Source organism: Vibrio sp. Vb1755 (assembly GCF_033338635.1).
Lineage (GTDB): Bacteria > Pseudomonadota > Gammaproteobacteria > Enterobacterales > Vibrionaceae > Vibrio > Vibrio alginolyticus.
Genome location: NZ_JAWOTA010000006.1, coordinates 159,908 through 178,305 on the forward strand (window position 1 = coordinate 159,908; position 18,398 = coordinate 178,305).

The window sequence follows — 18,398 nt, forward strand, 5'->3', positions numbered from 1 at the left end:
CAAAGATTCCTATACAATGTTGACCACTTAATAATCAGCGACTACGCTGATATCCTCAAACGATAGAATCTGCCATAGAGTTAAGGAAAACTAATGTGAAAGATCGAATGCCTCCCTTACAGGGCTTGTATTACTTTTTCGTTGCAGCAAAGGAAGGAAGCTTTAAAACGGCAGCAAAAGAACTGTTTGTTACGCCAGCGGCCATTAGTCAGCAAATTCGTCATTTAGAAGAGTTCTTAGGCACGGACCTATTTGTTCGTCAGCACAGAAAAATCGTGCTCACACCAGAGGGAGAGCTACTGTTTAGTCAGGCAGAAAGAGGGTTTGCTCATTTGCAGCAAGGGGTAAGATTAGTCAATCAAGATCCAAACCCGAACCACCTTTCGATATCAACACTCCCCTCTTTCGCTCATCATTGGTTAGTCCCGAAAATTACGGCTTTTCGCCAGCGTCACCCTGATATCGCCTTGCTATTAGAACCAACCAATGATTTGGTGTCTTTTCAAGATAGCCAGATAGATTTATGTGTTCGTTACGGTTTAGGAAAATATCCCAATTTAGAATCACAATGGCTGATGGACGAAGCTTTTTATCCTGCTTGTCATCCGGTGTATCAGAAAGAGCACGGGATCTATAACATCGAGGATTTAAGCAAAGCTGAGCTGATTGAAGATGTTTGGCCTGATCTTGATTGGAATATGTGGTTAGCAGCCTTGGGTCACAGCGCAGCAAAGCCTACCTTAAAATACAGTGGATCACATCTCGTGCTTGAGGCTGCACTATCACTTCAAGGCGTCGCATTGGTAAAACACAGTTTAGCTCATCAATATTTTCGTTCTGGCAAATTGGTCCGAATTGGAGATATCGCTATCAAGCCCAACTTTGCGTATTACTTGTGTGCGCCAAAAGGCTACTTAAAAAGACCTAAAGCTCAATTGTTTGCGCAATGGTTGAAGGAAGAAATAGAAATATTTGAAAAGTCAGTGGTACCAGACTTTAAGACCATTGACCTAAAAGGCAACAGTACTAGAACGGCATCATAACAATCGTCAAAACAAACGCTAAATAGGAATAAAACAAACACGCTCTGCGTATAAGACTGCTAAATACAAAAAGCCCCGCACTAAGCGGGGCTTTCAAGTTATAGAGTTAACTTAAGAATTACTTCTTAGCGTTACGCTCTTTAACGTCAGCAATTACTTGCTCTGCAACGTTTGTTGGACATGGTGCGTAGTGTGAGAACTCCATAGAGAACTGACCACGACCAGAAGTCATAGTACGTAGAGTACCGATGTAACCAAACATTTCTGATAGAGGTACATCACCCTTGATACGTACGCCTGTAGACGCTGCTTGTTGGTCTTTGATCATACCACGACGACGGTTAAGGTCACCGATTACGTCACCAACGTGATCTTCTGGAGTGAACACGTCAACTTTCATGATTGGCTCAAGAAGTTGCGCGCCAGCTTTAGGCATAGACTGACGGAATGCACCTTTCGCTGCGATTTCGTAAGCGATAGCTGAAGAGTCAACTGCGTGGAAACCACCGTCGAATAGTTCAACTTCAACGTCTAGAGTAGGGAAGCCAGCTAGAACACCGTGCTCCATCATTGACGCAAAGCCTTTCTCAACTGCAGGCCAGAATTCTTTAGGTACGTTACCACCAACAACTGTTGATTTGAACGTGAAGCCAGAGTTTGGCTCACCTGGTTTGATGCGGTAATCGATCTTACCGAACTGACCAGAACCACCAGACTGTTTCTTGTGCGTGTAGCTATCTTCGATTGCTTGAGTGATAGTTTCACGGTAAGCAACCTGTGGAGCACCAACTTCTAGCTCAACGCCGTAAGTACGCTTAAGGATATCTACCTTGATGTCTAGGTGAAGTTCACCCATACCTTTCAGGATAGTTTCGCCTGAATCTTCATCAGTCTCAACTTGGAATGATGGATCTTCTGCAACCATTTTACCGATCGCGATACCCATCTTCTCAGAACCGCCTTTATCTTTAGGCTTAACTGCGATAGAGATTACTGGATCTGGGAAGATCATTGGCTCAAGAGTACATTCGTGCTTAGGATCACATAGAGTGTGACCAGTTTGAACGTTCTTCATACCAACTACAGCGATGATGTCACCAGCTTGTGCTGAATCGATCTCGTTACGCTCGTCCGCGTGCATCTCAACCATACGGCCGATACGCTCTGTTTTACCAGTTGCAGAGTTAAGGATTGTATCACCTTTCTTCATCTTACCAGAGTAGATGCGGATAAAGGTTAGAGCACCGAAGCGGTCATCCATAATCTTAAATGCAAGAGCACGTAGTGGCTCGTCTGCAGATACAGTCGCAACTTCACCAGTTGGCTCACCAGTCTCTGAATCAGTTAGAGGCTGTGGATCAACTTCTGTTGGAGATGGTAGGTAATCAATTACCGCGTCAAGAATAAGTTGGATACCTTTGTTCTTGTACGCTGAACCACAGTAAGTTGGGAAGAATGCTAGATCACGAGTACCTTTACGGATACAACGTTTGATGTCTTCTAGAGATGGCTCTTCGCCTTCTTCTAGGTAAGCCATCATTAGATCTTCGTCTTGCTCTAGAGCAGTTTCGATTAGCATTTCACGGTATTCAGCAGCTTTTTCTACCATGTCTGCTGGAATATCTTGAACTTCGTAGTTCTCTGGTTGGCCAGACTCATCCCATACGTAAGCTTGTTGGCTTAGTACGTCTACAACACCTACGAAATCTTCTTCGATACCGATAGGTAGAGTCATAACTAGAGGTGTAGCACCTAGTACGTTCTGTACTTGATCTACAACTTTGTAGAAATCTGCGCCCATACGGTCTAGTTTGTTAACGAAGATCAGACGTGATACGTGTGATTCGTCAGCGTAACGCCAGTTAGTTTCTGACTGAGGCTCAACACCACCAGAACCACAGAATACACCGATACCACCGTCAAGTACTTTTAGAGAACGGTAAACTTCGATAGTGAAATCAACGTGTCCAGGAGTATCGATGATGTTTAGACGGTGATCGTTCCAGAAACAAGTTGTTGCTGCAGACTGGATTGTGATACCACGCTCAGCTTCCTGCTCCATGAAGTCAGTAGTAGTTGAACCGTCGTGAGTGTCACCGATCTTATGGATCTTACCAGTTAGCTTTAGGATACGCTCTGTAGAGGTAGTTTTACCCGCGTCTACGTGAGCAAAAATACCAATGTTTCTGTATTTTGATAAATCAGTCATTGTCTTACTCTGTTAATAAGGTATAAAGTGCGCGCAGAGTATATCACATTCTGTCAATACTGATACCCTTGCGTGCGGATGGAAGAAAAAAAATTTTAACGTGAAATTTCCGTCCCCAAAGCATAGTCAAACACAGCAATTTATGTACTTTATTCGCATTTTATTGAGGACGGATAGAACAGTTTGTGATTGCACAAATACCATTCTTATGAGCATTACAGCTCGTCAAAAGCCTCTATCGCTTCCGACAATTTCTTAACGCCGTGAATTTGCATGCCAGGGATGCCACCTTTCGGCATGTTGGCTGCTGGCACGATGGCTTTCTTGAAACCATGTTTGAACGCTTCATTCAAACGCTCTTGCCCACTTGGCACTGGACGGATTTCGCCCGCAAGCCCTACCTCACCAAAAATCACCACATCTTTAGGGAGTGGACGGTCACGAAAACTCGATAAAAGCGCCATAACTAAAGCAAGATCAGCGCTTGTCTCCGTCACCTTAACACCGCCAACCACATTAACAAAGACATCTTGGTCTGCCATTTGTAAGCCACCATGCTTATGCAACACAGCGAGCAAAAGTGATAGGCGGTTCTGCTCCAAGCCGACCGCAACACGACGAGGGTTGGCTAACTGCGAGTAATCCACCAGCGCTTGAATCTCTACTAGTAGAGGGCGCGTGCCTTCCCAAACCACCATGACTGAAGAGCCTGATGTTTCTTCTTCACCACGAGAAAGGAAGATCGCTGATGGGTTACTCACTTCCTTCAATCCTTGGCCTGTCATTGCAAATACACCAAGCTCATTCACAGCACCAAAACGGTTTTTATGACTACGCAAAGTGCGGAATCGGCTATCCGTTCCACCATCGAGTAGTACCGAACAGTCGATAATGTGTTCAAGAACTTTGGGGCCCGCAAGGGTACCATCTTTTGTTACGTGACCAACAATAAATACCGCAACATTATTCTGTTTTGCGTATCGTGTCAGAGCCGTCGCAGATTCACGTACCTGAGCAACACTGCCAGGCGACGATTGAACATCAGAAACGTGCATCACCTGAATCGAGTCTATTACCATTATACGAGGCTGCTCTTTTTCGGCGATTTGGCAAATTTTGTCGACGTTCGTTTCCGATAGCATTTTTAAATGATCTTTCGGCAAGCCCAATCGGGAAGCACGCATTGCCACCTGCTGTAACGACTCTTCACCGGTTACGTAAAGCGTTGGCATTTGCGCAGATAAACTACACATGGTTTGCAACAGAAGGGTTGATTTACCTGCACCAGGGTTACCACCAATCAAAATTGCGGCACCTGGCACAACACCACCACCCAACACGCGGTCAAGCTCTTTAAACCCACTGGTGAAGCGAGGTACTTCTTGCAGATCAATTTCGGATAGCGTTTGAACCGTAGCTTCTGTTGCGGAACCAGCGTAGCCGCTTAAGCGTTCATTGCGAGCAACGGTTGGCGATGCAGCGATACGTACTTCTGTTATCGTATTCCATGCACCACATGCGTTACACTGCCCCTGCCAACGGGGAAAGTCCGCGCCACAATCATTACAAACATACGCTCGTTTTGCTTTCGCCATGATGCCTCAATTTTTTCTACAAATGTGACTAAGCACAGCCAAGTCAGACCTGAACTGAAATGAACTATTGATATACTTAAGTATTACTTCGCTTAGCCGATACAATTTAAAGTAACGACATACTCTAACAGAAATAATGCAGCAATCTGAAATTCTCTCGCTCGCAGAACGACTCATTCCCGTTTACGGTACGAATGACTTTGACTTTGTCCTTGGCCAACTGACCGAGGAAGAGCCGCCTTCGGCCAAAATTTTGGTTAAAATGGAACTTAACCGCTTAATGGCTCCATGCAAAAAAAGCATTGATTTGCGAGGTCGCGTTCAAGGCGAATGTCGCGAGTATATTTTGGATGGTATTCCACATTGGTTGGATGATGTTGCTTTCAACGCTTACCATAAAAACATCAAAAAGTTTGGCTGCTACACGGAAGGAATGTGGGAAGCATTGGTCAACACGCGAAATAACTTTCGCGTAATGAGCAAGCGCCTTACTCAGCAAAAAACGCAATCGTTAACGGATCCTAAAAGCCCGTTCTTAGCAGAACCCGTTCACCTAGGCTACGATTTAAAGCGCCAAGAAAAACGCTTGAAAGTCCAATCTCAAGTTGAAATTTGCCGTTCTAAAGGACAGCTTCTTCATGGATTAAGCATTGATTTATCTAGCTCTGGCGCAAAGTTCAAAGTCCCTAGCGCATTTAAATATAACCTTGGGGAAATTATTCAGGTCACGTTTACTGAATTTGCCAGCAAATCTAACGTTGCAGGTATAGAGAAACCGCTTGCATACCGCATACTCGCGGTTGATGACTGTTACGAAAATGACTCAGTTCGATACCTCAGAACCATACGCTTAACTGACACCAATGTCGTCACCCGAGTGATAGATGAAGCGCTCAACAGTGCTGCTAAAAGGGCTCGTCACGACAATCAAGACAAGATTATTCGAGCTCGAACTCGCGGTTATGAGCACATCGCACTAAAGCACACCAGCAGCTTGCCTCTATTCTTTGATGGTAGTGACCTAAAATTAGCAATGTTAACGCCAAACAATCAAAAGCTTTGGCAATACTGGCACGATGAGAGAAACCAGCAAATGTTTGGTTCCTTATTCAACGAGCAACGCATCGCGTCACTCATTAAGCCTGGTGTGAAAGGAACAACCAATGTCCTTTATTCATTTACTCACGAGCACGAGAATCGAACCTATTTCTATTCGATGTTTCGCCCTGAAGCAACTCGCGAACAGCGCCAGCTATTTTGGCATTTAGGTGGCAAACGAGAGAGTTGGCGCGCCTTTAGAATTTCAATCTTTGAACTATCTGAGCAAGAACAGGAAGACCTAGCAGCTTTCTCTCCAGAGTTAGCAGAAACGTCTCAATCACTGACTCATATTGGTATTTTGCAAGAAATTGCTGACGAAAAATCAGGGCAGGATTACCTGCTAACTGAAAAGCCGCGCTTACCCGCTAATACGTTAAACGCGTTTCGTCATCCGAGAAGAGTTATCGGCAATCCAAAGGGCATTTATTTTGATGCAAAGTCTCGTCGAAAAGAGCCTCGTTATCGTTTTAAAACACCTTTAGAGTTGTACTCAGGACAAACTAAAACAGGCGGCTGTACTGTTGACCTTTCCAAACGAGGACTCGGAATTAGGCTAAGTGAGCCTACGATGTTACGTTCTGGGCAAGAGGTAAGAATCAACTTTCGAGAATTACAACTCTACGATAAAAAATTGCCGTTAATGTCGGTGCCATACCGAGTAATTCGTGTAAGCCCAGACGGTTGTAGCGTGCAGCTAGTTATTGATGAAAGCAGCCAAACCATGAAGGTAATCGCTTTTTTCAACAGCATTATCGAGCACAATCAAGACAAGCTAATCCCGCAAAAAGAGACGCTACCAAGTAATGCTCTACTTGAAAGGCTGCACTGCATGTTGCTCTCGCGTACGCTGAGCACGCCCATTTTTATCAGTAAGAGTACGTCATCTTCAATCAAAACCCCCGTTATCGGGGTGAACTTGCCGCTACCTAAACACATTGAGCTTTTTGCCCGTCTTGGGCATGACCAACTGTTGTCACTTGAACCTATCTTTAAAGGCCGGACAAGCACATTAATCGCAGAGCCAATAAAACGTGTAGAAGGTGCTCAAGCCAGACATCAGGATATCTACATAAGCGCCGCAAAAGTAGGCAATAAAATTACAGGCATTGAGTCAAAGCTTCATCAAGAGTTCAACAGCGTAAAAGAGCGGATTCAATTTATAAAGAAAGCGCGAATGATGGGTGACTTTTACGTGATTCGCCTTTCTACTGCGCCAATTTTCGATCCGATGACATCATTACTGCAACAAGATTTAAGTGACTTAACCCAATTTGGTGTACATCAAGCAAGCAAGTTAGAAAAAGAGTTGACGGCGCTCGTTGGTTACAGTGAATTTGAAGACATTACTGAAGAGGTTGTAATTAGATTGGAGTTAACCGAGTAAATTCAAAGTCATACCAAATTGAAAAAAAACACCGCCTTTCTGGCGGTGTTTTTGAATGGATGGTTAAGGTTTAGCTTTCCAGCTAACCTTTTGCTGCTTCACCAATGCGCCAGATAAAATACAGAGCACACCGCCTAACCCAGCAAAGCGAATCGCAGATTGCGCTTGAGCTTCCACTTTTGGTTTTGCGTGATACGCAATCCCTAATCCTGCCACCGACATCATCACAAGATCATTAGCGCCATCACCGACAGCGACCGTGTTGTGCTGCTCAATTTCATATTCATCCGCCAATTCCACTAGAATGTCTGACTTCATCTGCGCCGTTACCACATCGCCAAGTACGTTACCCGTGAGTTTGCCGTCAATAATTTCTAATTGATTGGAACGAGCAAAATCTAGGTCGACTTTATCTTTGATGTAATCAGAGAAGTAAGTAAAACCACCGGAGGCAATCGCTGTTTTCCAGCCCAAGGCTTTCAACGTCGCAATTAGCGCTTCAAAGTCCGGCATGAATGGTAACTGGGAACGAACTTGTTCAAGAATTGATTCATCGGCACCTTTGAGCTTACCAACTCGCTGACGTAAACTTTGCTCAAAATCCAGCTCACCTTGCATGGCACGTTCAGTGACTTCAGCGACCTCATCCCCTACTCCTGCCAGTTTCGCGATTTCATCAATACACTCTATCTGGATCGCCGTTGAATCCATATCAAATACAATCAACCCTTGGGTTGATAGATCGGGCACTTCATTAAGCGAGGCGTAATCTAGGTTGAGACTTTGTAAGATCGTTTCATGTTGAGGAGTCAACTCTCCGGCCATCAGGGCTACTTCATATTGGCCAACTTTCCACGTTTCTAGTATTGGGTTGTAAAAGCCGGTGAAGAAATCAATGTCTTCGAAGTGACTTGGCGAAAGGTACTCAGCAAATACGATCCAGTTTGCTTTTGCTTTATCTAATTGGGAGGCAAATCGAGTCTCGGGTAATCGTTTTAAAAGTGTCGTATGTTTTCTGATAGGCAAGCTTTTTGACGCGTCCATGTATATAATCCCTTATGACTTTGCTAAAACGTTACCTCAACAAACTAAAAAGGCAAGTCTTTGTTTTATTTTAAATGGATGAGTAAAGAGCATGAGTGAATCTTTGTTCTCAGTAAGGAATGCCCTAAGAATTCTGGCACTAATCCTACTGTGTGTGATGTTGTTTATCACAATAAAAAACAGTGTTGTGATCAGTAAGGGTAATGAGAAAATTCAAGCACAACAGCTTGAAACGCTCACCAAAGTTTTGATTTCACAGGCGTCTCTTTCTGCCAGTGAGATGATTTTAACTAAAGATCAAGAACGATTACTTCAGCTAACAAACCAGCTAGCACAAGACCGTTTAGTGTTTGATGCAACAATCTACGATGCACAGGGTGTACGTTTAGCGTCTAGTGAAGAGGCATTATCGGTACGCGAAGTTCTTGGCCTGGATACGCCTTTGGCAACAGCTTCCATTGGTCGCCAGCAGTTGGTTGAACCAGTTTTTGCAGATGGTGCGCTTATCGGTTTTGTTCGCGTGACCTTTGAGACGGGCCGGGTGACGGCTATTTCTGACCACCACTATCGCAAGAGCGATCGTTATATGTACATGATGGTCTTAATGAGCTTTGTCTGTGGTATGTTGTTCATCTTGATTTTACGTCGACAACCGATACGTCGTAAAAAAGCGCCAAACCTGCTGCTAACCAAGTAACTAGGTAGCGCTAACAACTCATATAAAAACAGCCCGCAATGTGTGGGCTGTTTTTTTAGCTCTTGAGAGCGAAAAATAGAATGACTCTTCGTCGCTTACTCTTCGTCACCAAGCAATACTGAATCTAGTGCGATTAGCATCATGTCGTTGAATGTCGTTTGACGCTCGTCAGATGTAGTCTGTTCGCCAGTCTTGATATGATCAGAAACCGTACAGATTGTCAGAGCTTTTGCACCGTATTCTGCCGCAACACCGTAAATACCAGCCGCTTCCATTTCAACACCAACAATGCCGTACTTGTCCATTACATCGAACATTTCTGGATCTGGCGTGTAGAAAAGCTCTGCTGAGAATAGGTTACCAACTTTAACGTCAATACCGCGAGCTTTTGCAGCGTCTTCTGCCGCACGAACCATGTTGTAGTCTGCGATTGCCGCGAAGTCATGACCTTTAAAGCGGATACGGTTCACTTTAGAGTCAGTACATGCACCCATGCCGATCACAACATCACGCACTTTGATGTCTTCATTCACTGCGCCACAGCTGCCAACACGGATGATTTTCTTCACGCCGAAGTCTTTGATTAGTTCAGTCGCGTAAATCGAGCATGATGGGATACCCATACCGTGGCCCATTACCGAGATCTTACGGCCTTTGTATGTACCTGTGTAACCAAACATATTACGAACGTCACACACTTGAACGACATCTTCAAGGAAAGTCTCTGCGATGTATTTTGCACGTAGTGGATCACCAGGCATCAGTACGACGTCTGCAAATGCACCCATTTCAGCATTGATATGTGGAGTTGCCATTTTCTTTTCCTTAACCTTTCTCTAGCGCTCCGCGCTTAAGGCGATATAAGCCAGAGTATTCTCATTTCCGACAAGCAGCATTTACATACTGCAAACATAAAACTAGGAGCTATCAAGCTCCTAGTTTTCAAAAACCTAACTAATTATAGGAAGTTCTTACCGTAATCCATTGGAGAAGTACCGAAGTAACTTGCCAATGTTTGACCGATATCTGCGAATGTTTCGCGGCGGCCAAGAGAACCAGCTGGTACTTTTTGACCATAAACCAATACTGGGATGTGCTCACGAGTATGGTCAGTACCTGGCCATGTTGGGTCACAGCCGTGGTCTGCCGTTAGGATAAGCACATCGTCTTCTTCCATAATCTCTAGCACTTCGTTGATACGATCATCGAAGTACTCAAGTGCCGCTGCGTAACCCGCTACGTCACGACGGTGACCGTAAGCTGAGTCGAAGTCTACAAAGTTAGTGAATACGATCGTGTTGTCGCCCGCTTCTTTGATTTGCTCTAGCGTTGCTTCGAACAATGCAGGGATACCTGTCGCTTTCACTTTCTTAGTGATGCCGCAGTTTGCGTAGATATCAGCAATCTTACCAATAGAAACCACGTTGCCTTGCTTCTCATCAACGAGCTTCTGAAGAACCGTTGCTGATGGTGGCTCTACAGAAAGATCACGACGGTTACCTGTACGCTCAAATTGACCTTTACCAGCACCAACGAATGGCCGCGCGATAACACGACCAATGTTGTAATCTTCTAGCTCTTCACGTGCGATTTGGCAAAGCTCTAGTAGACGGTCTAGACCGAAAGTCTCTTCGTGACATGCGATTTGGAATACAGAGTCAGCAGACGTGTAGAAGATTGGTTTGCCAGTCTTCATGTGCTCTTCACCAAGATCGTCAAGAACTTGAGTACCAGACGCGTGACAGTTACCTAGGAAACCGTCAAGACCTGCACGCTCAAGAATGCGGTCAGTCAATTCTTTCGGGAAGCTGTTTGCTTTGTCAGTGAAGTAACCCCAGTCAAACAGAACAGGAACACCTGCGATTTCCCAGTGACCAGACGGCGTGTCTTTACCTGAAGAAAGCTCTGCTGCATGACCGTATGCACCAATGATTTCAGCGTCTGCGTCTAGTCCAGGTGCGAAGCGACCTGTCGATTCTTTATGCGCCATTGCCAAACCAAGTTTCGATAGATTTGGAAGGCGAAGTGCACCTTGGCGATTGTCGTTATCTGCTAAGCCTTTTTCACATTGGTCAGCGATGTGACCTAGTGTGTCTGAACCTACATCACCAAATTCTTTAGCGTCGGCAGTTGCACCGATACCGAATGAGTCTAGTACTAAAATAAATGCTCTTTTCATTGCTCGTTCCTTAGGCCCACTCGGCTTTTTATTATGGTTGAGTAGGCCTTGTGTAATTACTTGTTCTATTAGATATCTTCTGCACGAATTTGGCGGTAAACCTCTGGAGTTGGTGTGTATTCACCACCTACTTTGATTGCACTGCGCAGTGCTTTTGCCGCTTCTTCCCATTGCTCTTCAGTGCGAGCGTGGATGACCGCAAGAGGTTTATCACTGTCTGCGACCTCACCTAGGCGGATGAACTCGTCGAAACCAACTGCGTAGTCGATTTCATCAGTAGCAACACGACGACCACCACCCATAGCAACCACAGCCATGCCGATAGAACGTGTATCCATTGCAGAGACAATGCCCGTTTCTGTTGCGTAAACTGGCTTAATGATTGCTGCTTTTTCTAAGTAGTTGTCGTAGTTTTCTACGAAGTCCGCAGGGCCGCCTAAACCGGCAACCATCTTGCCGAAGCACTCAGCCGCTTTGCCGTTATCCAGCACTTCCATCAGTTTTGCGCGTGCGTCTTCTGTGTTCTCAGCAAGCTTGCCAAGTACTAACATTTCAGCACATGAAGCCATGGTCACTTCAAGTAGACGAGGATTACGGTATTCACCCGTTAAGAAACGAACCGCTTCACGAACTTCCACTGCGTTACCCGCTGAAGACGCCAATACTTGGTTCATGTCCGTAAGAATTGCCGTAGTTTTAGTGCCAGCACCGTTTGCTACCGCAACGATTGATTTTGCTAGCTCTTCAGACGCTTCGTAAGTTGGCATAAATGCACCTGAACCCACTTTTACGTCCATCACTAGCGATTCCAGACCCGCCGCCAGTTTCTTAGAAAGGATCGACGCCGTAATCAGGGAGATATTGTCTACCGTTGCGGTAATATCACGAGTCGCGTAAACACGCTTATCCGCAGGAGCAAGGTCACCAGTTTGACCGATGATCGCCACACCAGCGTCTTTGGTTACTTGACCAAAAACATCGTTGCTCGGCGTAATGTTGTAACCAGGGATAGATTCAAGTTTATCCAGCGTACCGCCTGTATGACCAAGACCGCGGCCAGAGATCATAGGTACGAAACCGCCACACGCTGCCACCATTGGGCCAAGCATTAAAGAAGTTACGTCACCCACACCACCGGTTGAGTGTTTGTCGACAATTGGACCACCGAAGTTCATGTGGCTCCAGTCGATAACCATGCCCGAATCACGCATTGCACACGTTAAGGCGATGCGCTCATCCATGGTCATTTCATTAAAGAAAATCGTCATAGCAAACGCCGCAATCTGACCTTCAGATACCGTGTTGTTCGCTACGCCTTGAATAAAGAAGTTGATTTCGTCTGCGGTAAGTACTTCACCGTCACGTTTTTTACGAATGATTTCTTGTGGTAAATACATTAGTGCCTCCCAAGCTTTTTTGAGCCATGGTTGTAGTAGGATAGAAGAGGTTTGGTAGCACCCGTTTAGGTGCTACCGTTCAGACGTATTATTGGAATTAGTACGCTGTTGGATCAGCGACGTCGTCCGATACTTCTAATGTATTTAGTAGGTTGGTTAGCAGGCTAGACGCACCAAAACGGTAGTGACGAGCATCAACCCAGTTGTCACCTAGGATTTCGTCAGCCATTGCTAGGTATGCTGCTGCGTCTTCAGCAGTGCGCACACCACCTGCTGGTTTGAAACCAACAGTTTCTGCAACACCCATGTCGCGAATAACTTCAAGCATCATGCGAGCGTATTCTGGTGTTGCGTTTACTGGCACTTTACCAGTTGAAGTTTTAATGAAGTCAGCACCTGCTTCAATACAGATTTGAGATGCTTTCTTGATTAGTGCTTCTTCTTTTAGTTCACCTGTTTCGATGATCACTTTAAGAAGAATGTCACCACAAGCTTCTTTACATTGCTTAACTAGTTCGAAGCCTACTTTCTCATCACCCGCCATTAGCGCGCGGTAAGGAAAAACTACGTCAACTTCGTCTGCACCGTAAGCAACCGCCGCTTTTGTTTCAGCAACTGCGATTTCAATGTCGTCGTTACCATGTGGGAAGTTCGTTACTGTTGCAATACGAACCTCTGGCGTACCTTGCTCACGAAGTGTCTTCTTAGCAATAGGAATAAAGCGAGGGTAAATACAAATTGCAGCTGTGTTGCCTACTGCTGTTTTCGCATCATGACATAGTGAGATCACTTTTGCATCAGTGTCATCGTCATTCAACGTAGTTAGGTCCATAAGTTTAAGTGCACGTAGCGCTGCTGCTTTTAAATCGCTCATTTCTATCTCCGATCAATATTCAAAAAATTCACTACTCAGCCTTACATCACGTCTTTAACTATAATCAACAAGTCGAGACAATGTGAGTAAATGGCTAAACAGTCTATTAATGAACGGACTTGGTTCCCTGAAGACTCGGCATATACAGCGAAAATTTATCATATGCCAATTGCTATCCTTGTCACCGCACAGTACCAGTTTGGCCTATGGCACAACAATCTATGATTGCGGTGTCTTTAATATCACATCACAAAGCAAAACGCCTATTAGATCTGATATTGCAGGGCAATTCATTTGCCCATCGATTATGTAATATTCATTACGTGATTAAGAATCAAGCTTAACCACTATCCTGTGATTAATACATTATAGAGTTTCACCGCAAAACTGTAGCACCAAATAGAGCGCAAACGGTTTGTATCTCAAAATTTCCTAGCCCCTATTCCATTGACTGCGTAATACCTCGACTAAGGCAAACACCCGATGAAATTTTGGAGCCCGAAAAACGAAAAATGCCCCGCAGCAATCTCTTGCTACAGGGCATGATGTAAAACGGCGTCTATATATTAAGAACCGATTCTAATTATAGTGCTGCAAGGCTTAAGCAGAAGCCTGCAATTGTCGCTGCCATAAGGTTAGACAACGTACCTGCAAGAACTGCTTTAACACCCATGCGAGCGATGTCACTACGACGGTTTGGTGCAAGGCTACCTAGACCACCAAGTAGAATCGCGATAGAAGAAAGGTTCGCGAAACCACATAGTGCGAATGAGATGATAGCTGTTGTCTTCTCAGACATTACTTCACCAGTTGCCGCGATTACTTGAGCGTTTTCACCTAGGTATGGTGTGAAGTTCAAGTAAGCAACGAATTCGTTCACTACGATTTTCTGACCGATGAATGAACCAGCTGTTACAGCTTCTGCCCATGGAACACCGATTAGGAATGCTAGTGGAGAGAACGCGTAACCTAGGATTAGCTCTAGTGTTAGTTCTGGCATGCCGAACCAACCACCGATGCCACCTAGCATACCGTTGATTAGCGCGATTAGACCAACGAATGCGATTAGCATTGCACCTACGTTAAGCGCAAGTTGTAGACCAGAAGCCGCACCGCCCGCAGCTGCGTCGATTACGTTAACTGGTTTGTCGTCACCGCCGTCCATCGCTTCTTCGATACTTTCGTGAGGCTGGTCAGTCTCAGGGTGAAGAATTTTAGCGAACAGTAGACCACCTGGTGCTGCCATGAATGATGCCGCAACTAGGTACTCTAGTGGAACACCCATAGATGCGTAACCAGCTAGTACACCACCAGCAACAGAAGCTAGACCACCACACATTACCGCGAATAGCTCTGATTGAGTCATTTTTGGAACGAATGGACGAACAACTAGAGGTGCCTCAGTTTGACCTACGAAGATGTTAGCTGCCGCTGACATTGATTCCGCACGCGAAGTGCCTAGCGCTTTTTGTAGTGCACCACCAAGAATCTTGATAACCCATTGCATAACGCCAATGTAGTAAAGAACTGAAATCAGTGCAGAGAAGAAGATCAGTGTAGGAAGAACACGGAATGCGAAGATGAAACCGCCGCCGCCGAATACTTCGAACATCTTGTCAGAAACAAGACCACCGAACAGGAATGATGAACCATCGTTACCATAGTTGATAACGTTAGAAACACCTGAAGAGAAACCGTTTAGTAGATCACGGCCCCAAGGTACATACAGAACAAATGCACCTAATGCGAATTGGATAGCGAATGCGCCACCCACAGTTCTAAAGTTGATAGCTTTTCGGTTGTTAGAAAATGCCACTGCAATCGCAAGAAGCACTACCATACCGATTAGGCTCATAAACAGGCTCATAGTTTATGACTTCCTTATAAGTTATTTATTGGCGTGTTACAAAATGGAGCTATAAAGCGGGGGCAATTATACTCATGCAGAATCAATTAAAGTAATGCCAGCCTCACACTTTCCTATAAGATTCATGATTGATTCAACCAGCTTTGTGAGTTAATTCACAATAAGCAGGAAAACGTTTTCGATTTCAAACCACATCTTTAGATTTTATTCACATATCGAGAAAGCAAAATTGCTATTTTTCCACAGTTGAGAGGCAATCGATTGCTTTCGGCCGTTATGCAACTCTACGAGCTCATTAAAGACGTGAATGAGTTTGGCTGGGTGATTTGACTCCCCTTGATATCCAAGTATAGGCATATCTGGTGCGTCTGTTTCGATTACTAGGTTTTCGAGTGGTAATTTTTGAATTGCGTCGCGTGTTTTCTTGGCTCTTGGGTAGGTAATCGTTCCTCCTACACCGATAAAAAAACCTAATTTGACCCACTCCATGGCTTGCTGATAACTCCCAGAAAAAGCGTGTAGCACACCACCTCTAGGGAGATTCGCCGCTTTCACCATTTGAATGAGGCGATTGTGCGCTTTTCGGCTATGTAAAATAACTGGGAGTTCGAAGCGTCTAGCCAGCTCAAATTGAACTTCAAGTATCTTTTCTTGCAACTGTGGATCAACATCAATGGCAAAATCTAAACCACACTCTCCTATTGCCACGCACTGCTGCCCTTTTTGATTTAGATAGCCTTCTAGCTCTGTAAGGTGCTGCTCAACGTTATCTTCAAGAAAATACGGATGAAAGCCGAGCGCATAATACAAATTGGCATGTTGCTCTGCCAAAGTTTGAATACGAGCCCAGTTTTGCGGACCGACGGAAGGAATCAAAATTCTTGCGACGCCTTGCGTTTGAGCAAGCTCAAGTTGATGTGCAAAGTCATCTTGAAACACATCAAAATCAAAGTGGCAGTGCGTATCAAAGAGCTTCATCTTGACGCTTTTTATCTGTATCTGCGGGCAGAAAATCAGAGGATGGTTGGGCTTCACTCTTCTCTTCAGTTTGATGGGCTGGGTCTTTTCGATATGGGACACAACTGCGTTTCTGATCGGGAGTTAACCCCATCTCTTTACACCAGTTGTCGTAACGCTTTAGCCCACGTTTAAACCAATTCATATCTTATCCTTATATAAAAACGCCCTTGGCTAAGTTTATAGCCAAGGGCGTTTTAAAATCTAGTTTGCGTTAAGGCTTACCCTAACCGCGCAAATTAGTGCTCACGCGTCGCACGGAAATCAACGTCAGGGAAACGCTCTTTCGCCAAGTTTAAGTTAACCATTGTTGGAGCGATATACGTTAGGTTATCACCACCATCCAATGCTAAGTTCGCTTGATTCTTGCGTTGGAACTCATCCAGTTTCTTCGCATCACCACACTCAACCCAACGAGCAGTTGCAACGTTAATGCCTTCATAAATCGCTTCAACGTTATACTCAGATTTCAAACGAGCCACAACAACATCGAACTGAAGTACACCAACGGCACCAACGATCAGATCGTTGTTCTGTAGAGGACGGAATACCTGTACCGCACCTTCTTCTGATAGCTGAACCAAACCTTTGAGAAGCTGCTTCTGCTTTAATGGATCTTTCAGGCGAATACGACGGAATAGTTCCGGAGCGAAGTTCGGAATACCAGAGAACTTCAGTGATTCACCTTGCGTAAAGGTATCACCAATCTGAATAGTGCCGTGGTTGTGTAGACCAATGATGTCACCGGCGTAAGCGTGTTCTGCACGTGCACGGTCACCAGCCATAAAGGTTACTGCATCAGAGATACTCACTTGCTTGCCAAGACGAACGTGGTTCATCTTCATACCTTGCGTGTAAGTGCCCGATACAATACGCATGAATGCGATACGGTCGCGGTGTTTTGGGTCCATATTCGCTTGGATCTTAAATACGAAACCAGAGAACTTCTCTTCAGTCGCTTCAACTTCACGTTCAACCGCTTGACGAGTTTTCGGCGCTGGAGCCCATTCAGTTAGACCGTCTAGCATATGATCCACACCAAAGTTACCTAATGCAGTACCGAAGTAAACTGGCGTCAGGTCACCTGTTAAGAACATTTCCAAATCAAACTCAGGGCAAGCACCCATGACAAGCTCAAGCTCTTCTCGAACACTTTCCGCAAGGCCTGCACCAACTTTTTCATCAAGCTCTGGGTTATCGAGACCTTTGATGATTCGAACTTCTTGAATCTCATGACCGTGACCTGATTCGTATAAAATCGTTTCATCACGGTGAATGTGGTACACACCTTTAAATTCTTTACCACAGCCGATTGGCCATGTAATTGGCGCACACATCATGCCCAACTCGTTTTCTACCTCGTCCAATACTTCCATTGGATCACGAACGTCACGGTCAAGTTTGTTCATGAAGGTTACGATTGGCGTGTCACGCAGACGCGTTACTTCCATCAGCTTACGTGTACGATCCTCGACACCTTTCGCCGCATCGATAACCATCAAACACGAGTCTACTGCCGTTAACGTACGGTATGTATCTTCCGAGAAGTCTTCGTGTCCAGGCGTATCAAGTAGGTTTACCAGACAGTCATTGTAAGGGAACTGCATTACAGAAGTGGTTACCGAGATACCACGTTCTTTTTCCATTTCCATCCAGTCTGATTTTGCGTGCTGTGCGTTACCACGACCTTTAACCGTACCTGCTTTTTGGATCGCGTTTCCGAATAAAAGGACTTTTTCAGTAATGGTGGTTTTACCCGCATCCGGGTGAGAAATAATAGCGAACGTTCTGCGCTTAGACACTTCGCCTAAAAAAAGGGGATTTGACATTAGTTAATCTTCTAAATTACTTTCATGCTCACAAAATAGGCAAGCATATCTACTATTCGATATTGTGCGGTATTCTCGCTTATTATCGCTGTGCTAGCAAACTGGAAAGACATGAACTGAATTTACTCGGCTCACCAGCCTTTACCTGCAACTAACAAGGGA

At 44.9% G+C, this 18,398-nt stretch carries 15 protein-coding genes; 4 read left to right on the forward strand and 11 right to left on the reverse strand.

The window, feature by feature from the left end; all coding sequences use genetic code 11:
* Positions 1 to 95 precede the first annotated feature (95 nt).
* A complete protein-coding gene (locus tag R7E00_RS08420) occupies positions 96 to 1,043 on the forward strand; it encodes a LysR substrate-binding domain-containing protein (RefSeq protein WP_033905566.1) in 948 nt (315 codons plus the stop codon).
* 118 nt (positions 1,044 to 1,161) lie between these two features.
* Here R7E00_RS08420 and fusA read toward each other — a convergent pair whose 3' ends face one another.
* Together fusA and radA are read right to left on the reverse strand one after the other, a co-directional pair.
* On the reverse strand, positions 1,162 to 3,252 hold the full coding sequence (gene fusA, locus R7E00_RS08425; RefSeq protein ID WP_005386444.1) for an elongation factor G: 2,091 nt from the start codon (positions 3,250 to 3,252) through the stop codon (positions 1,162 to 1,164).
* A gap of 215 nt (positions 3,253 to 3,467) precedes the next feature.
* A complete protein-coding gene (gene radA / locus R7E00_RS08430; protein WP_005386443.1) occupies positions 3,468 to 4,847 on the reverse strand; it encodes a DNA repair protein RadA in 1,380 nt (459 codons plus the stop codon).
* 136 nt (positions 4,848 to 4,983) lie between these two features.
* On the opposite strand from radA, the gene R7E00_RS08435 reads away from it, so the two are divergent.
* Entirely contained in the window at positions 4,984 to 7,332 is a 2,349-nt protein-coding gene (locus R7E00_RS08435) for a PilZ domain-containing protein (protein WP_005380143.1), read from the forward strand.
* A gap of 63 nt (positions 7,333 to 7,395) precedes the next feature.
* On the opposite strand, the gene serB is transcribed toward R7E00_RS08435, so the two are convergent.
* Complete coding sequence (gene serB, locus R7E00_RS08440; RefSeq protein WP_005386439.1) at positions 7,396 to 8,376, reverse strand: phosphoserine phosphatase; 981 nt, start codon at positions 8,374 to 8,376, stop codon at positions 7,396 to 7,398.
* 91 nt (positions 8,377 to 8,467) lie between these two features.
* Between serB and R7E00_RS08445 the strand changes: the two genes are divergently transcribed.
* Entirely contained in the window at positions 8,468 to 9,073 is a 606-nt protein-coding gene (locus tag R7E00_RS08445; protein WP_005391677.1) for a YtjB family periplasmic protein, read from the forward strand.
* Between the two features lie 95 nt (positions 9,074 to 9,168).
* Here R7E00_RS08445 and deoD read toward each other — a convergent pair whose 3' ends face one another.
* The 4 genes from deoD to deoC form a co-directional block, all read right to left on the reverse strand.
* Positions 9,169 to 9,888, reverse strand: a complete 720-nt coding sequence (gene deoD / locus R7E00_RS08450) for a purine-nucleoside phosphorylase (RefSeq protein WP_005380140.1) — start codon at positions 9,886 to 9,888, stop codon at positions 9,169 to 9,171.
* A gap of 143 nt (positions 9,889 to 10,031) precedes the next feature.
* Positions 10,032 to 11,252, reverse strand: coding sequence for a phosphopentomutase (locus tag R7E00_RS08455; RefSeq protein WP_085569826.1), 1,221 nt, complete (start codon positions 11,250 to 11,252; stop codon positions 10,032 to 10,034).
* 68 nt (positions 11,253 to 11,320) lie between these two features.
* A complete protein-coding gene (gene deoA, locus R7E00_RS08460; RefSeq protein WP_213907997.1) occupies positions 11,321 to 12,649 on the reverse strand; it encodes a thymidine phosphorylase in 1,329 nt (442 codons plus the stop codon).
* Between the two features lie 97 nt (positions 12,650 to 12,746).
* Complete coding sequence (gene deoC, locus R7E00_RS08465) at positions 12,747 to 13,523, reverse strand: deoxyribose-phosphate aldolase (RefSeq protein WP_005380133.1); 777 nt, start codon at positions 13,521 to 13,523, stop codon at positions 12,747 to 12,749.
* Positions 13,524 to 13,613: 90 nt separating this feature from the next.
* On the opposite strand from deoC, the gene R7E00_RS08470 reads away from it, so the two are divergent.
* Entirely contained in the window at positions 13,614 to 13,748 is a 135-nt protein-coding gene (locus tag R7E00_RS08470) for a hypothetical protein (RefSeq protein WP_005391675.1), read from the forward strand.
* 358 nt (positions 13,749 to 14,106) lie between these two features.
* On the opposite strand, the gene R7E00_RS08475 is transcribed toward R7E00_RS08470, so the two are convergent.
* The 4 genes from R7E00_RS08475 to prfC form a co-directional block, all read right to left on the reverse strand.
* A complete protein-coding gene (locus R7E00_RS08475) occupies positions 14,107 to 15,390 on the reverse strand; it encodes a NupC/NupG family nucleoside CNT transporter (RefSeq protein WP_005380131.1) in 1,284 nt (427 codons plus the stop codon).
* Between the two features lie 204 nt (positions 15,391 to 15,594).
* Positions 15,595 to 16,368: a TatD family hydrolase gene (locus R7E00_RS08480; protein ID WP_005380129.1), complete on the reverse strand. Its 774-nt coding sequence runs from the start codon at positions 16,366 to 16,368 to the stop codon at positions 15,595 to 15,597.
* On the reverse strand, positions 16,355 to 16,552 hold the full coding sequence (locus R7E00_RS08485; RefSeq protein ID WP_005380125.1) for a DUF5363 family protein: 198 nt from the start codon (positions 16,550 to 16,552) through the stop codon (positions 16,355 to 16,357). The genes R7E00_RS08480 and R7E00_RS08485 overlap by 14 nt, the downstream gene beginning before the upstream one ends.
* 94 nt (positions 16,553 to 16,646) lie before the next feature.
* Positions 16,647 to 18,236, reverse strand: a complete 1,590-nt coding sequence (gene prfC / locus R7E00_RS08490; RefSeq protein ID WP_005380123.1) for a peptide chain release factor 3 — start codon at positions 18,234 to 18,236, stop codon at positions 16,647 to 16,649.
* Positions 18,237 to 18,398: the final 162 nt, after the last annotated feature.

Bases quoted from the DNA above. Each gene is read 5' to 3' on its own strand.
- fusA (WP_005386444.1), bottom strand. From the start codon at position 3,252: ATGACTGATTTATCAAAATACAGAAACATTGGTATTTTTGCTCACGTA.
- radA (WP_005386443.1), bottom strand. From the start codon at position 4,847: ATGGCGAAAGCAAAACGAGCGTATGTTTGTAATGATTGTGGCGCGGAC.
- R7E00_RS08435 (WP_005380143.1), top strand. From the start codon at position 4,984: ATGCAGCAATCTGAAATTCTCTCGCTCGCAGAACGACTCATTCCCGTT.
- serB (WP_005386439.1), bottom strand. From the start codon at position 8,376: ATGGACGCGTCAAAAAGCTTGCCTATCAGAAAACATACGACACTTTTA.
- R7E00_RS08445 (WP_005391677.1), top strand. From the start codon at position 8,468: ATGAGTGAATCTTTGTTCTCAGTAAGGAATGCCCTAAGAATTCTGGCA.
- deoD (WP_005380140.1), bottom strand. From the start codon at position 9,888: ATGGCAACTCCACATATCAATGCTGAAATGGGTGCATTTGCAGACGTC.
- R7E00_RS08455 (WP_085569826.1), bottom strand. From the start codon at position 11,252: ATGAAAAGAGCATTTATTTTAGTACTAGACTCATTCGGTATCGGTGCA.
- deoA (WP_213907997.1), bottom strand. From the start codon at position 12,649: ATGTATTTACCACAAGAAATCATTCGTAAAAAACGTGACGGTGAAGTA.
- deoC (WP_005380133.1), bottom strand. From the start codon at position 13,523: ATGAGCGATTTAAAAGCAGCAGCGCTACGTGCACTTAAACTTATGGAC.
- R7E00_RS08470 (WP_005391675.1), top strand. From the start codon at position 13,614: ATGGCTAAACAGTCTATTAATGAACGGACTTGGTTCCCTGAAGACTCG.
- R7E00_RS08475 (WP_005380131.1), bottom strand. From the start codon at position 15,390: ATGAGCCTGTTTATGAGCCTAATCGGTATGGTAGTGCTTCTTGCGATT.
- R7E00_RS08480 (WP_005380129.1), bottom strand. From the start codon at position 16,368: ATGAAGCTCTTTGATACGCACTGCCACTTTGATTTTGATGTGTTTCAA.
- R7E00_RS08485 (WP_005380125.1), bottom strand. From the start codon at position 16,552: ATGAATTGGTTTAAACGTGGGCTAAAGCGTTACGACAACTGGTGTAAA.
- prfC (WP_005380123.1), bottom strand. From the start codon at position 18,236: ATGTCAAATCCCCTTTTTTTAGGCGAAGTGTCTAAGCGCAGAACGTTC.